The organism is Thermomicrobiales bacterium (assembly GCA_041390825.1).
GTDB lineage: Bacteria > Chloroflexota > Chloroflexia > Thermomicrobiales > UBA6265 > JAMLHN01.
This window is the reverse complement of record JAWKPF010000031.1, coordinates 34,515-49,348: the sequence shown is the minus strand read 5'-3', so window position 1 is coordinate 49,348 and position 14,834 is coordinate 34,515. Positions and strand designations below refer to the sequence as shown.

The window sequence follows — 14,834 nt, the reverse complement described above, 5'->3', positions numbered from 1 at the left end:
CGGCGTGCGCAAGGGATGTCTGATCGGGCTGCCGGATGGCGACGACCTGCTCGAGGACTACCGGCTGCTCGTTGGCACACGCACGACCGCCGAGCAGAAAGAACGCCGCATTGCTCAGCAGGCTGCCAGCATCGAACAGTCGCTCGACTCCGCGCCCTGGCCCGAACCGGGACGCCAGGCATTGCGCAGAGTTCTGCGCACCGCCAATCCGGGCTTGATCGTGCATGACCGCAGCCGGGGGTGGGGCGTCTATCTTGCCCGTACCGCGTCTGGCGTGGGGCTCTTTCTCTTCGACCGCTCGGTCCAGATCGTCCCGGAATACCGTTCGATCGATTACGTCTTCGACCAGCGCATCGACAAGGTGCCCGAATCGCTCATCGAAGCTGAAGAGCCAGTCGAAGATGTGGTTGCCGGAAAACTGGTCACGGGACGGCAGCTGGCCGCTTTCTGGACCCGGGTACGCAAGCTCGGATTACCCGACCTGGCCGCGATGCGGCGCGAGCACCGCCGGCTGGAAGAAGAGCGCGTTGCGAGCGAGCTGGCAACGGTGACGGCATCGCTGGCGGAAACGCGCGAGCAGCTTGCTGCGCTGGACCGAGCGCGGGACGAGCATCCGTGTCACACCTGCGCGGTGCGAAAGGTGCATCGGGACAACCTGCGCCGAGTCGACAATCTGGAGAAAGAACGCGCGCTCCTGGAAGGTGTGCTGGAACGCGAGACCGATGCCGAGGAAGCGCGCATTCGGGGCGTCATCCGGGGTATTCGCGAGGTGCTCAACCGGTTCGGATATCTCTATCGCGGCTATCCGACCGAAAAGGCGGACATGCTCGCCAGTGTCTTCGACAACGATGCCCTCATTCTCTGCGAGCTCGTCGACCGCGGGGTGCTCGACAATCTCGAACCCGAGGACCTGGCCGAGGTCTTCTCATGGTTTAGCTTCGACCGCGATTTCCGGTACGCCAATCACTTCACCCTGAGCAAAGAGCTGATCCAGCTCCGACGTCGACTGGACGACATCGAACGCGCCGTGCTCGGGGAAGAGCGGGACAACGGACTCTACATCTCGGAAGGACACAACCCGAGTTTCTACGGCGCTGCCAAAGCCTGGACGCAGGGGCAGACGATGGTGGAAATCTGCGAGCAGATCGAACTCTCTGAGGGCGATCTGGTGCTGACCTTCAACAAGACCATCGATCTCTTGCGCCAGGTGCGTGAAATGCTCACCGACGTCCTGCCGGAGAACGACCTTCGCTTCCGGTTGCGCGATGCTGAGCGATTGATCCGCCGGGACATCGTCGAGCAATCGCTGACGCTGGGATTTGCTCCGCTGCAACTGGAAGACAACCTCCCGGAGGAGGAGGTCGAAGAGCCGCTCGACGAGATCGAGTAGTGGCGCGTGAGCGGCTCTGCATTTGGGCCGAGGGTGGTTACGGTGGCGCCGGGCTTCGCTTCCTCTATGTCCGGCGACGTCCTGATCTTCTGTGCGATATGTCCAGTTGACTTGTGCAAACGGAATAGACGGATGCATCGATCTGCGCGAGAATGACGACAGCGCGGTGGGCCTTGCCTGCCGCGTCCCAGTGCCGGCAGCGTCGCCGGCACTGCATCGACGCAGAGGAGCATCGCGTGGGCGCCATTTCCTGTTTCACCGATATCGGACAAGACGAGCTGGAGTTGCTCTACGAGAGCACCGTCATTTCCCGCGATGGCGTCCGCCTGGGTACGGTCATCGATCTGGTGCGGCGCAACGGCGATGTCATAGGGTTCGAGGTGAGCGGTGGAGGTATTTTCGGCAGTGGCGCGGGGCACTTCCGCTTGCCGGTCAACTCGATTGTGCGGATCGACGATTTGACTGTCCACGTCACGCGTGAGAGCCGCCAATTCGGGTAGTCAGCGAATGAGTCCAGCCCGGCTCTTCCAAAGCGGGTTGCACCGTTTTCCCCGACCGTGAACTTGCAGATCTCAGTGGATGCCATCGATCACGATCCGGCAACCACGGAGGGCTGCGACCACGCAGATCAAAGCGAAAAGCGTCTTGTGCGCAGTCAGAGCCCGGACAGACCAAGCGAGGGACGGCGCGCCGTCCCTCGCTTGCGTTCGCCGACCGAAATACGCAGTTACGCTTCCTTCGGATTGTCGACACTCTGTGCCGTGATCGGTCCGTTGTCTGTGACTTTCAGAATGCCCCACATTCCGGCTGGTTCATGGCCGGGAATATCGCACCAGAAGTAGTAGGTTCCTGCGGGGGCATTGATCGTGACCTCGCCGGACTTTCCCGGTTGGACGGACAACTTGATGTCGAGGTTCTTGACGTCCTTGTTGTTGTGATCGCTGAGCACGAAGGTGTGTTCCGCTGCGCCGGCGTTGTCGAAGATCACCTTCACATCCGTATTGGCGGGAATCGTGAGCAGGTTCGCGCCGAAGTAGATGTCATGCATGCTGTTTTCGATGCACGACGCGCCGGCTTCCGGAGTTCCGGCGGGCGCCCCTTTTGTTTCCGATGCCTTGGCGCATCCCGAGCTCGCTGGAGGCGTGGCGTCGGCGGCGGAAACAGACATCCAGATGGCATAGGATGCGGCAAGCGCCAAAGCGAATCCGACAATCACCGCGAACGCGCGCAGCCGGATGGACGGACGAACAACGGACATTGCATTGCTCCTTTCGAGCAGTGGGCGGATGGGCACGGATTGGGCGCGAATCCGTCGCAGGTTCGAGGGACGCGAGGGTGCGTCCATGACTGGCAGGAGGGGCGATTCAGCGAGTTTCTCTGGAGACCAGGCGAGCGGGCTGATCGGGCGCTACCATAGTCCCAATAGTAGTGTGACCATTAAGAGGCTGCCCGAAAGGAAAGATGTATGGGAGACGAGATTGCGAAGGGTAAGATCCCGGCAAATGCGCCCCATCTGTATCAGCTCGAGAACTTGCCAGTTTATTCCGCTGTCGAAGCGCTGCGCTGGAAGGTGATGATCGGGACAGACGGCGAACGCATTGGCACGATCGAGAGCCTGGAACGCGATGAGGACACAGACATCGTCGAGTTCTTGCAGGTTGGGCGAGGCGGGTTTCTCGGCTTTGGCGCCGAGCGGTTTCTGGTGCCGGTCACGGCCATCGTGCGGGTCGACGAAAAGAACGTCTATATCGATCGTCCGCTGCACGTCGTTGCTGGCGCGCCCGAATACGACTACGAACGTATCAACGACCCTGACTATTGCGCGGGGGTTCGCGCCTGGTGGTGCATGCCGGTCGAGATCGATGTGTCAAGAACAGAGTCTGGAACAAGCACCGGAACGATCTGAAACGGGAGGAGAGGCACCAATTGTCGGTTGCCAGTTGCCAGTCGTCAGTCGCTAGTCGCCAGTTGCCGGTCGTGAGTTGTTGGTGAGTGGCTCAGGGCTCAGGGCTCCGGACGCCGGGGCCGCCCCGGCGGTTGACAATTTCTCACATCGCCTGATAGCGTTATGCCAATCCAGTAACGCCAAGGCGTCGAGGAGGACGAGTACCCGGACGTGGGGAAGCAGAGAGCCGCGGTTGGTGTGAAGCGGCGTCGAGCGATCCGGGGAAAAAGACCTCTGAGCCTCGCTCCGAACGGCCAGTTGGCTCAGTAGGCGGCGACGGGGGCCGTCAGGCCAAGAGACTCCCGTTATAGAGTCGCCGCATCGCGCATCATGCGCCGTGTGGAAAAGCGCCTCACCTGTCCTCCAGGTGAGGAAGTGGGGTGGTACCACGGGCTCAGACACCGCTCGTCCCCAGCCGGGGATGGCGGTTTTTTCATTTCTCCTGAACCGGAAGACGGTGTCACGTTCGGCGTTCCATAGAAACGCGCGGAGGTGGCCTATGTACCGAAGACCCGGACCGTTGCTCTCGAAGATCGCTCGCTCCAAGCGCAAGGCGCGCTGGCAGGTTGCCAGTCGCGCCGAAACCGCCATCGTTTTTCGCCGCACCTTTGGACGACAACGAATGAGGCGCCAAGCGCCAGGAGTGTTTTTCGATGACCGCCACTACAATTCCAGCGTCGACGATTAGCGACCACTTGACCGGCGCGTTTACCGCGCTCATTACCCCGTTCCGAAACGGTGAGATCGACGAGCGGGTCCTGCGCGAGCTGGTCGAGTTCCAGATCGGATCAGGCATCGACGGTCTCGTGCCCTGCGGCACCACCGGCGAATCGGCCACCATGACCGAGCGCGAACACGCCTTCGTGATCGAGACGGTGATCGATCAGACCGCCGGCCGGGTGCCTGTGATCGCTGGAACGGGGACCAACGATACCCGCATTACCATCGAGCGTACCCGTCATGCACTGCACGCTGGAGCGACGGCCGCGTTGGTGGTCGTGCCCTACTACAACAAGCCAACGCAGGACGGTCTCATCGCGCACTACACCGCAATTGCCGAGGCGGTCGACCTCCCATTGGTGCTGTACAACGTTCCTGGGCGAACTGGAATCACCATGAGCGGTCAGACCACGATCGCGCTCTCCCGGATTCCAACCATCGCTGCTATCAAAGAGGCAGCCGGCAATCTCGATCTCGTTTCCGAGATCGTGCACGAGACCGACGACGATTTCGTCGTGCTTTCCGGCGACGATTCGCTGACGCTGCCGATGATCAGCGTTGGGGCACGGGGAGTCATCTCGGTGCTCTCCAACATTCTTCCGGCCGAAGTGACCGAGTTGACGCGTCTCGCCAATGCAGGGCGGTTCGCCGAAGCGCGCCGCGCGCATCTGCGCCTGTTCGATGTGATGCGCGCGATGTTCACGGGCAACAACCCGACCGCCGTGAAGACCGCCGCGGAAATGCTCGGGCTCTGTTCGAGCGAGGTGCGCCTGCCGCTCACCGGGCTGAACGATCGACAGGTCAGCGAGATTGCCCAGGCGGTTGCACCGTGGCTGCCAACCGTCCAGGCAATGGCGGCCGACTAGCAAGATGGAGCAGGGTCGTATGGTCTATCTGAGCTCTGTTTCCCGGCCGGTGGAGATCGATGTGGTGCGCATCGGCATCGCGGGAGCAAGTGGCCGCATGGGACGCGAGATCGTATCGGCTGCAGAGGATTGGAGCGGAGTCGAGATCCGGGGCGGTCTGGTGCGGCCCGATTCGTGCGCGTTGGAGCGCGAATCCGCGGTGCCGCTCTTCACCGAGGCCGCAGCGCTCGCCGAAACGGTCGATGTGATCATCGACGTCTCCGCGCCTACAGCGACACCCTGGATCGCTGGAGCGGCTCGTCAGGCTGGCACGCCGCTTGTTTGCGGGGTGACCGGTTTGGGCGAAGTGGGCCAGGCGGCGCTCGCATCGGCTGCGCGGCAGGTTCCCGTGCTCTATGCCAGAAACCTCAGTCCCGGTATTGCCGCGTTGCTCGACCTTCTGCCGCGGCTGATCGCCGCGTTGCCAGAAGCCGACGTCGAGATCGTGGAAACGCACCATCGCGGGAAGAAGGATGCGCCCTCGGGCACCGCGGAAGCTTTGAGCGAAGTTATCGTGCGGAGTCGAGGCGAGCTGGCGGAACAGCGCATCGTGCATGGCCGCGAGGGGATGGCGCCACGCCAGCCGGGCGAGATTGGCATCCACTCGCTGCGCGGTGGGGCGAACAGCGGCGAGCACACGGTCCTGCTGGCAACTGATGGTGAGGAAATTCGCATCAGCCATCGCGCGCTCAGCCGCCGCACCTTTGCCGATGGAGCGATTCGTGCCGCCGAATGGCTCATCCAGCAGCCGGCGGGGTTGTACTCGATGGCGGACGTGCTGGCGGGCTGAATACGAGCTCCGTGACCTCGGGCCTGGGTCCTGAGACGATCGATTCGCCTGTCGTTTCCGGGCTCAGGCTCCTCTCGGTCGACTAGAATTCGAGCGCAACGACGCGCTGCCTTGCCAATTCGTCGACCGAGGGGATCTCCGCAAAGATGAAGCTCGCGACCGATATCGGAGGCACCTTTACCGACCTCGTTTCGCTCGACGAAACCACCGGCGACTACATTCTGGCCAAAGCGCTTTCCACTCCGCCTCGGTTCTCGCAGGGCATCATGGATGCCATTCACAAGTCGGGGCTCGATCCCGCCACCGTGACCGGATTCGTGCACGGTGCGACGGTGGTCATCAACGCGCTGACCGAACGCACCGGCGCACGGACCGCGCTTGTGACGACGGAGGGTTGCCGCGACGTCCTGGAGATCGGTCGCGCCAACCGCCCCGACATCTACAACATGCGATTTCGCAAGCAGCCGCCCTTTGTGCCGCGCGAGCTGCGATTCGAAGTAACCGAGCGCATGAACTACAAGGGTGAGATCGTGACTGATCTCGATCCGCGCTCGGTCGATGCAGTTGCGAAGCAGATCGAGGCTGAAGGGTGCGAGGCCGTAGCGATCTGTCTGCTGCACTCCTATGCCAACCCCGAGCATGAGCTGCGAGTTGCAGCGCGCTTGCGCGAGCTCCTGCCAGACGTGCTGGTGACCGCCTCGGCGGAGATCACGCGTGAATGGCGTGAATACGAACGCACCAGCACGGCAGTCCTCAATGCGTATGTCCAGCCGGTTGCGGCGTCGTATCTTCGACAACTTGATACGAGCTTGCGGGACGAGGGGATCGGTGCTCCGCTTGACATCATGAAGTCGAATGGTGGCACGTCCAATCTCGACTTTGTGGCCGAACAACCGATTCATTTGGTCGAATCGGGGCCGGTGGGCGGCGTCATAGGCGCGGCCGCGCTTGGCAAGCTTATCGGTGAACCGAACCTGATCACCATGGACATCGGCGGCACCACTGCCAAGTGTTCGTTGATCGAAAACGGAGACTACAAGATCACGACCGAGTACCGTATCGAGCGGGACGACCGCGCTGCGGGCTACCCGATCAAGGCGCCGGTGGTGGACATCGTCGAGATTGGCGCGGGTGGTGGCTCGATCGCCTGGATCGACGCCGGGGGCGCCCTGAAGATCGGTCCGCGCAGCGCGGGCGCATCGCCCGGTCCTGCGAGCTATGGCCTGGGTGGCACGGAGCCAACCGTCACCGATGCCAACCTCATCGCTGGCCGCATCAACGCCGACTATTTCCTCGGGGGCGAACTGAAACTCGATCTGCTGAAGGCGAGAGCCGCCTATCAACCGATCGCCAAGGCGCTCGGTGTGTCGATCGAGGAAGCCGCCATCGGCGTGATCCGACTGGCGAACGCCAACATGAACAACGCGCTCAAGCTCGTCTCGGTGCGGCGCGGGTATGACCCGCGCGAGTTCGCGCTGATCGCGTTTGGGGGCGGCGGATCGATGCACGCTGTCGCGTTGGCGAGCGACTTGCGGATCTCCCGCGTCATCATCCCGGTCGCTCCCGGGCATTTCTCTGCGTTTGGCATGTTGATGTCCAACGCCATGCAGGACTACCTGCGGACGACGTTGACCGCGTCGACCGAAGCATCGCGAGAACGGGTCGAATCGACCTTCCTCGAACTCGAAACCCAGGCGACCGACTATTTCGTCGCTGCCGGGTTCGATCTGGATCAGATCGAACTCGTGCGCTCGCTCGACATGCGCTACAACGGCCAGGAACACACCGTGCGCGTGCGCGTCACCGATAGTGAGATCGATTTCGCGACGCTCAACGATCGTTTCCATGCTGCGCATGAGAAGGCGTACACCTTCCGCCTGCCATCAGGAGTGGAGATCGTCAACTACCATGTTGCCGCGGTCGTGCCAACCGCCAAGCCGGCGTTGGCTCCATTGGAGCCGGGATCGGGCACACCCTGGCTGAAGTCGACGCGCCCTGTCGATTTCGATAGTTGGGGCACGTTGGACGCCGCGGTCTTCGAGCGCGCGGATCTTTTTCACGGTTGCCACTTCCATGGACCCGCGATCATCGAGGAGCCAGCGGCTTCGACCGTGGTCCCTCCTGGAGTGCGTGGCACGGTCGACTCGATCGGAAACATCATCCTGACGATTGGAGACGAGGCATGACCGCGACTACCCTCGACCCCTTTACGATCGAGATCATCAAGGACAGTCTCAATGTCATTGGCGATGAGATGTTCGTGTCGCTCCAGCGCACCAGCAAGAGCCCAATCATCTACGAAGTGCTCGACTATTGCTGCGGCATCACCGATGAGCAAGGGCAGCTTCTCGCACAGGGCAACGGTGTGGCTGGATTCCTGGGAACGCTCACCTTTGCGGTTCATTCCGTGCTCGACAAGTTCGGCGCGGAGTATCTGAAGCCGGGCGATATCTTCATCACGAACGACCCATACACCGGCGGCGGCACACATCTCTCCGACGTCTCATTGGTCATGCCGATCTTCTATGACGGGCAACTCGTCGCGTTCTCTGCAAACAAGGCGCACTGGACCGAGGTGGGCGGCAAGGACCCGGGTTCGTGGACGACGGATTCGACCGATGTCTTCCAGGAGGGGCTGCAGTTCCCCTGTGTGCGACTCTTCGCCGAAGGTGTCCCGAATGAATCGCTTTTCGATGTGATCGGGGCAAACGTCCGTACGCCTGATATGAGTTTGGGCGACATGTGGGCCCAGGTGGCGTCCTGTCGGCTGGCCGGAATCCGCTTTCAGGATCTCTGCGACAAGTACGGCCTTTCGGCGGTGCGAGAAGCGATCGGCATTCTGCTTGACTATGGCGAAGCGATGGTTGCTCAGGAACTGGCCAAGTTGCCGGCCGGTGTCTATGAAGCGGACGACTGGATCGACGACGACGGCATTACCTCGGATCCACATCACTGCCAGGTCAAAGTGACCGTCACCGCCGACAAGTTCATCGCCGACTTCACCGGCTCGGCGCCGCAGACGATGGGTCCGATCAACTGCACGTGGACCGGCCTGGTATCGGCGGTGCGGCTCATTTTCAAAGCGCTGACCGACCCGCACATTCCCGCGAACGAGGGCACCTTCCGCGCGCTGGAAGTCATTTGCCCGCCTGGCACGGTGCTGACTGCCGAGCGGCCCGCGCCTGTGTCGACGTACTGGGAAACGATGATCTTCGCAGCTGACCTGGTCTGGAAAGCGCTCGCGCCGGTTGTGCCCAACCGCCTTTCTGCCGGGCACTTTCTGAGTGTTTGCGGCGACGTTACCTTCACGATTCATCCCGATACCGGCAAGCCCGCGATTCTGGTCGAGCCGAATGCCGGAGGGTGGGGCGCGTCCATCGATCAGGACGGCGAGAGCGGGCTGGTCTGTGTTGGTGATGGCGAGACGTACGTGCTTCCACTCGAGGTCACCGAAGCGATCTATGGTATCCAGGTCGATCGGTATGAGTTCAATACGGCTCCGGGCGGTGAAGGCAAGTATCAGGGAGGACGCGGCTTGATTCGCGACTACCGAATGCTGAGCGACCACGGAGGATTCATTACTGCCACATTTGGGCGCCACAAGTTCTTGCCGTGGGGTGTCGACGGCGGCCATGACGGATCGATGAACGCGGTGCAGATCCGGTTTGCCGACGGCCGCGAACCGGTCACCGTTGGCAAGACCGCGCGGTACCCATTAAGGAAGGGCGATGTCGCCCGGCTCATCACAGGATGCGGGGGAGGCTGGGGTGATCCGGCTGAGCGCGATACGGATGCGGTGCGCGCCGATCTGCGCGCGGGATTGATCAGCCCGGAAACGGCCCGGGATGTGTATGGTTTGACGGACAAGGAAGCGTGACGACGATGGCGATCGATCTCAACCCGTATTTCCGCAAGCTCATCCTGGTTGCCACTCACAATCCTGTGGTGGCCAAGCTGGTCAATTCGTATGGCATGCGGCTGGGAGCGGCTCGGTTCGTTGCCGGGGAGTCGTTCGAGGAATGTGCCCCAAAGCTCAAGGAACTCAATCGGCAAGGCTTCCGCTGCAACACCACTATCCTGGGCGAAGCGATCACCGACCGGGCGCTGGCGAACCAGGTGACGGACGACTACATCAGCATCCTCGACCAGATCGAGCGGGACGGTATCGGCTGCAACCTGGCAGTCAAGCTCACCCAGTTGGGCCTCACTATCGATGAGGAGCTGGCATATGCGAATATCGATCGGTTGGTAAGTCACGCGAAAGCCACAAACAACTTCGTTCGAATCGATATGGAGGATTCGCCGCTGGTCGATGTGACACTGCGCATCTACAAGCGGTTGCGCGACGCCGGGCATGACAATGTCGGGACGGTATTGCAGTCGTACCTCTATCGCACTGGCAAGGACTACGAAGGGCTCATCCCCTATCACCCGAATCTGCGCATTGTGAAGGGCGCCTATCTCGAACCGCCCACGGTCGCCTATCCCAACAAGTCCGACGTCGACGCGCGCTATCTGATCCTCACCAAGGAGATGCTGGCCAACAACGTCTATACCGGCATCGCCACCCACGATACGAAGATCATCGATGCTGTGATCGACTATGCCAATCGCAACGGCATTGGCCGGGACAAGTTCGAGTTCCAGATGCTCTACGGCATCGCCACCAATCTGCAGAAAGACCTTGTGGCGCGCGGGTACACCGTGCTCATTGCCACGCCGCACGGTCCGCAGTGGTACTTCTATTTGATGCGTCGCTTGGCCGAACGTCCGGCGAACGTGTTCTTCTTCCTGAAGAACATTTTCCGGTAAACGGGAGAAGCGCCCGGCGGTTCAGGCCACGCGCAGGTTCTCGATCGCGTCGAAGTCCCAGGCGATGCCGATGCCGGGCTCCCCAGGAGCAACGGCGTATCCGTCCGCAATCTCCATTCCATGGGTGACCAGACGAGTCAACTGGGGAATGTGCTCGACATAGAGCGCATTGGGAACCGCCGCAGCGAGACTGACATGCAGCTCCATCAGAAAGTGCGGCGCTACCTTCACGTTGAACGACTCGGCCAGATGGGCTGTCTTCAACCAGGGCGTGATGCCGCCGATCCGCGCGACATCGACTTGGACGATGCCGCATGCGCCGGAAGCCAGATACTCCCGGAAATGGCTGACGGAGTAGATGCTCTCGCCCACCGCGACCGGGATGCTGGTCGAACGTGAGAGCTCGACGTGGCCGCTCATGTCCTCAGCAGGCATCGGCTCCTCGAACCAGAAGAGATTCAGTGGCTCGAAGAGCCTGGCGCGCTTCTTGGCTTCGGCGAATGTGAACGACTGATTCGCGTCGACCATGAGGTCGGTCTCTGGTCCGATGGCCTCACGCACCGCGGTGAGGCGTGCGACGTCCTCCATCGGATTCGGTTTGCCGACCTTGATCTTGACGCCTGGCCAGCCTTTGGCGACCGAGTTCTTCGCCTCGGCGACGATCTCGTCGATCGGGAGGTTGAGCCAGCCTCCCTCGGTGTCATACAGCGGCACGCGTTCGCGATATCCGCCCGCCAGTAGCCAGAGCGGTTGCCCAGCGGCTTTGCAGCGAATGTCCCAGAGCGCGGTATCGACAGCCGCCAACGCCAAACTGGTGATCGCGCCCACCGCCGTACCGTGCGTAGCCCAAAACAGCTTGTTCCAGAGTGCTTCGACCTGGCGGGCATCCTGCCCGATGAGCCGTGGCAGGAGGTCGACCCGCAGCATGGCGATCACCGCGTGGCCACCGGTGCCGATCGTGTAGGAGTACCCGGTTCCGACGAACCCGTCGTCGGTTTCGATCTGCACGAAGATCGTTTCTTGCTTGGTGAATTGCTGGATTGCGTCGAAACGAACGACTTCGGGTTCGAGATCGACAAGAAACGCCTCGGCGCGCACGATCTTCATGTGGCAACTCCAGTCTCTGCTAAATGCTCTGGCGATAGAAATGCATCGTCGATCGTCCATTCGAGGTGATGGGCGACGAGTGTTTCGTAGTGCGGCCGCGCTCGGTCGTCCCAGCCCATCACGCGATACCAGGCGCGAATAGCTCGCTCGAATGCTGGCCGGTCGATGCGGTGACCGGTCCAGATTCCGCTATCGACTGGTTCGTCGAAGAAACGGCCGGGCAGCGTGTCCGCCTCCGGACCAATGCCTTCCCGCAGGTTGTAGAGATGCATCAGCTGGATGCGCCGCGCGCCAATCGCCATGATCTCGTAGGTCGAGGTATTCCATCCTGTGACGGCGGCAAGCATGGTGGCCATTTGCTCGAAGGTGAGCACGCGCACCGGGGCGATTGCGAAGATGCAGAATCCGAGCGCGTCGGCTGCCGACCAGAGCGTCGCGAGGACGGAGTAGTTCCGCACTTTGCGCGCCGAGATCTCCTGCATTGGAATCCGCTGCAGAATGCCGAGCGTGCGAGCGTTTTCCAGCGCATGGCTCCAGCCCGCGGTATCAAAATCCCAGTCGTGCTCGGCGATGTCGTACCGTGGCCCGATTGGCGCGGTGGCATAGCCGAGCGCCAGCCCGGTCTGGGTGCGTGGCTCGAACGGAACCAACTCCAGCCCCTTGACATGCATCGCGAGCGAGTCTGCCCCGTTCCCGATCTGCTCGGCGGCGCGCATGCTTCCTTCGGCCAGCAGATCACCGGCGCCAGCGCGGGCCCCGATCGCCTCGATGAGCCGGAGCACGCCAGGTCCGTCACCAAACGACGGAACGTCTCGTTTCAGTCCAGGCGATAACAGGCCGCGGTCTTTGCATTCCATCGCCATGGAAATCGTGAAACCGAGCGAGTCCGGGTCCATCCCCAACTCGTTGCACATCACGTTCGCGGCCAGGAGAGTATCGAGTACGGTGAGACCGATGTTCGGTCCCAATGCGCCGGTGATCTCCTGGTGGATGCCACCGGAACGAGGGTCGAACCGCCTGTCGTCACCGGCGCCGAACCGTTTGATGCAATCGTTCGGGCAACCGGGACACGGCGCCTTGCCCGCGTAGCGCTGCATGAACCGTTCGGGATCGTAGGCGCTGGCTGCGGCGAATGCGCTGGTGCGGTAGTTTTCAGCGCAGATCGCCGTGTCGCTGGTCATGAGATGCACCCAGGCAGCAAAGCCAGGTGGATCCAGTTGCCAGCGGGTGAGATCGTTGATGCTCATCCGATCGAGATACGCGCGGGTCAGCGCTTCACAGCGCGTCGGTTCGGCCACGGGTGGCAGCGAGCCACCCCTGATGACGATCGCCTTCAAGAGTTTCGAACCCGCCACCGCTCCCATACCCATCCGGGCTGCTTGATGGTTGCGATCGGAAACGATGCTGGCAAAACGCACCAGACGTTCGCCCGCGGGACCAATGGTTGCGATATGGGCATCGAGTCCATATCGATCTTCGAGCGCTTCCGTCACTGCGCCGGTGGATTGACCCCACAGGTCGCCAGCTGGTTCGAGGGAGACCGAACCGTTGTCGATTACCAGCATCACCGGTTCGGAAGCCCGGCCATGGAACACGATCGCGTCGGCGCCACTGCGTTTGAGCGCGGTGGCGAATGGCCCTTCGCTGCGCGCCTCGCCAATGCCCTGGGTAAGCGGGCTCTTCCCGGCAACCGAAAATCGCGCCAACCCCGCATAGGGGTGGCCGGCAGTGACGCTGGACGCGACCACGAGCAGATTTCCCGGATCGAACGCGTCGATCCCGGGTGGCGTTTCCCGCAGCAGGAGCTCAGTTGCCAGCAGGCCGCCACCGGCATAGGTGCGCCACCAGATATCGTCCCGTTCCTCGAACGAGATCGATCGTGTGGCGAGATCCACCCGCAACAAGCGTCCGTTGTAGCCAAACGGTTTCGTCATTGGATGATTCGATACCTGTGAAGTTGGAAACGGCGGCGACCACGCGGTCGCCGCCGTTTTCGACGCGTGCGCGGTTGCGCTAGGCGTCGCAATCCATATAGTCCTCCGCGAAGGTGGACTGAATGCCGTTCGTGATCTCCTTGAGGTTCTCAGAGTAGGTGTCCACCGTTTCACCATCGATCAGGAACGTACCCGAGTCGATCAGGAACGGCGCATCGGCCTTCATCTGGCAGCTGTGGCGCAGCAGATCGAGCGCGTATCCGGCGATGTACGCCTGCCCATATGGGTTCTGGGCCATGGTGCCAACCAGATAGCCCTCGCGAATGGCATCGAGCACGATCGGGTCGTCGTCGATGCCGACCATCTTGATGCGCTTGTCACCGATGTTCTTCAGCGCGGTCGCGGCCACCGTCGAGGGAACATAGGCCGTCGCGACGATCCCATCGATCTCGTCAGCGGAAGCCGCCAGCAGCGCGTTGATCTTGTTGTCGGCTTCTTCCTGGCTGTCGATGTCGGCCAGATGCTGGAGCAGGGTGACCTTGCCATCAGTTTCCGCCACGGCTTGCTCGACCGCCGCCATGCGCAGTTGGGTGTTCGGGTCGACCAGGAAGCCGGTAAGGTGAACGATCGTGCCTTCGCCGCCCATCGACTCGATCAGGGCTTTCGTACCGAGATAGGCCGAGTTGGCGACATCGGTCGCGATGCAGAACTGCGCCTGCGACGGCTGCGATGTGCATCCGCCAACCAGCACGGACGGTATGTTCTCATCCATCAGTTCTTCGATGGTGCTGTTGGTGCCATTGGCATCGCCGGGGAAGATGGCGAATGCGTTGTAGCCCTGTGCCTGGAGCGTAGAGATCAACTCGTTCTGCGCATCCAGGTTCCACTCGGTCGGAGCCTTGAAGGTCACGTCGCCAAGACCAAAGGCAGCCTGCGCATCGGCGATAGCGCCCTCCATGGGGGCAAAGTAGGGATGGGGGCCACCCGGAACGACGGCTACGGATGTGGGTGAGTCGTCATGTTCCACTGCCGGCGCCGCACCATCGCGAGCAGTGACCGGCGTCGCATCTTGCGCGAGCGCCGTGGAGGCCATTCCCGCGATCAGCAGGATGGCAATCACGAGACTCGCGTACCGATTCAACCGTTTCAGTTTCATCTGCTGCTCCTCCTCATCGAAGCATCTCGCCACACGGCGTTCAGTCTCGAACGACGACCGGTCTGCGCATGCAGA

The 14,834-nt window shown here is 61.8% G+C and carries 12 protein-coding genes; 8 read left to right on the top strand and 4 right to left on the bottom strand.

The window, feature by feature from the left end; all coding sequences use genetic code 11:
• On the top strand, positions 1 to 1,390 hold a 1,390-nt coding region (locus R2855_15675; GenBank protein ID MEZ4532435.1), incomplete at its 5' end, for a DNA helicase.
• Between the two features lie 236 nt (positions 1,391 to 1,626).
• The gene (locus R2855_15670; GenBank protein MEZ4532434.1) at positions 1,627 to 1,890 is read left to right on the top strand and encodes a PRC-barrel domain-containing protein; all 264 of its coding nucleotides are present in this window, start codon (positions 1,627 to 1,629) and stop codon (positions 1,888 to 1,890) included.
• Between the two features lie 227 nt (positions 1,891 to 2,117).
• Here the strand turns inward: R2855_15670 and R2855_15665 are convergent, their stop codons facing one another.
• Positions 2,118 to 2,648: a cupredoxin domain-containing protein gene (locus R2855_15665; protein ID MEZ4532433.1), complete on the bottom strand. Its 531-nt coding sequence runs from the start codon at positions 2,646 to 2,648 to the stop codon at positions 2,118 to 2,120.
• 207 nt (positions 2,649 to 2,855) lie between these two features.
• Here R2855_15665 and R2855_15660 point away from each other — a divergent pair, with 207 nt between their 5' ends.
• From R2855_15660 to R2855_15635, 6 genes are all read left to right on the top strand, one after another.
• Positions 2,856 to 3,296 (top strand): PRC-barrel domain-containing protein, encoded by a 441-nt coding sequence (locus R2855_15660; protein MEZ4532432.1) that lies wholly within the window; start codon positions 2,856 to 2,858, stop codon positions 3,294 to 3,296.
• 692 nt (positions 3,297 to 3,988) lie between these two features.
• Positions 3,989 to 4,921: a 4-hydroxy-tetrahydrodipicolinate synthase gene (gene dapA, locus R2855_15655; GenBank protein ID MEZ4532431.1), complete on the top strand. Its 933-nt coding sequence runs from the start codon at positions 3,989 to 3,991 to the stop codon at positions 4,919 to 4,921.
• Between the two features lie 19 nt (positions 4,922 to 4,940).
• Positions 4,941 to 5,750, top strand: a complete 810-nt coding sequence (dapB, locus tag R2855_15650; GenBank protein ID MEZ4532430.1) for a 4-hydroxy-tetrahydrodipicolinate reductase — start codon at positions 4,941 to 4,943, stop codon at positions 5,748 to 5,750.
• Between the two features lie 146 nt (positions 5,751 to 5,896).
• Positions 5,897 to 7,936, top strand: a complete 2,040-nt coding sequence (locus R2855_15645; GenBank protein ID MEZ4532429.1) for a hydantoinase/oxoprolinase family protein — start codon at positions 5,897 to 5,899, stop codon at positions 7,934 to 7,936.
• Positions 7,933 to 9,627, top strand: a complete 1,695-nt coding sequence (locus tag R2855_15640; GenBank protein MEZ4532428.1) for a hydantoinase B/oxoprolinase family protein — start codon at positions 7,933 to 7,935, stop codon at positions 9,625 to 9,627. Before R2855_15645 ends, R2855_15640 begins: the two co-directional genes overlap by 4 nt.
• Positions 9,628 to 9,632: 5 nt before the next feature.
• Positions 9,633 to 10,562: a proline dehydrogenase family protein gene (locus R2855_15635; GenBank protein ID MEZ4532427.1), complete on the top strand. Its 930-nt coding sequence runs from the start codon at positions 9,633 to 9,635 to the stop codon at positions 10,560 to 10,562.
• Between the two features lie 21 nt (positions 10,563 to 10,583).
• Here R2855_15635 and R2855_15630 read toward each other — a convergent pair whose 3' ends face one another.
• From R2855_15630 to R2855_15620, 3 genes are all read right to left on the bottom strand, one after another.
• Positions 10,584 to 11,669, bottom strand: a complete 1,086-nt coding sequence (locus R2855_15630; GenBank protein MEZ4532426.1) for a mandelate racemase/muconate lactonizing enzyme family protein — start codon at positions 11,667 to 11,669, stop codon at positions 10,584 to 10,586.
• Positions 11,666 to 13,603, bottom strand: coding sequence for an aldehyde ferredoxin oxidoreductase family protein (locus R2855_15625; protein MEZ4532425.1), 1,938 nt, complete (start codon positions 13,601 to 13,603; stop codon positions 11,666 to 11,668). Before R2855_15625 ends, R2855_15630 begins: the two co-directional genes overlap by 4 nt.
• Positions 13,604 to 13,682: 79 nt before the next feature.
• Positions 13,683 to 14,759 (bottom strand): substrate-binding domain-containing protein, encoded by a 1,077-nt coding sequence (locus tag R2855_15620; GenBank protein ID MEZ4532424.1) that lies wholly within the window; start codon positions 14,757 to 14,759, stop codon positions 13,683 to 13,685.
• Positions 14,760 to 14,834: the final 75 nt, after the last annotated feature.

Coding starts and splice junctions, on each gene's coding strand:
- R2855_15665 (MEZ4532433.1), bottom strand. CDS start 2,648: ATGTCCGTTGTTCGTCCGTCCATCCGGCTGCGCGCGTTCGCGGTGATT.
- R2855_15660 (MEZ4532432.1), top strand. CDS start 2,856: ATGGGAGACGAGATTGCGAAGGGTAAGATCCCGGCAAATGCGCCCCAT.
- dapA (MEZ4532431.1), top strand. CDS start 3,989: ATGACCGCCACTACAATTCCAGCGTCGACGATTAGCGACCACTTGACC.
- dapB (MEZ4532430.1), top strand. CDS start 4,941: ATGGTCTATCTGAGCTCTGTTTCCCGGCCGGTGGAGATCGATGTGGTG.
- R2855_15645 (MEZ4532429.1), top strand. CDS start 5,897: ATGAAGCTCGCGACCGATATCGGAGGCACCTTTACCGACCTCGTTTCG.
- R2855_15640 (MEZ4532428.1), top strand. CDS start 7,933: ATGACCGCGACTACCCTCGACCCCTTTACGATCGAGATCATCAAGGAC.
- R2855_15635 (MEZ4532427.1), top strand. CDS start 9,633: ATGGCGATCGATCTCAACCCGTATTTCCGCAAGCTCATCCTGGTTGCC.
- R2855_15630 (MEZ4532426.1), bottom strand. CDS start 11,669: ATGAAGATCGTGCGCGCCGAGGCGTTTCTTGTCGATCTCGAACCCGAA.
- R2855_15625 (MEZ4532425.1), bottom strand. CDS start 13,603: ATGACGAAACCGTTTGGCTACAACGGACGCTTGTTGCGGGTGGATCTC.
- R2855_15620 (MEZ4532424.1), bottom strand. CDS start 14,759: ATGAAACTGAAACGGTTGAATCGGTACGCGAGTCTCGTGATTGCCATC.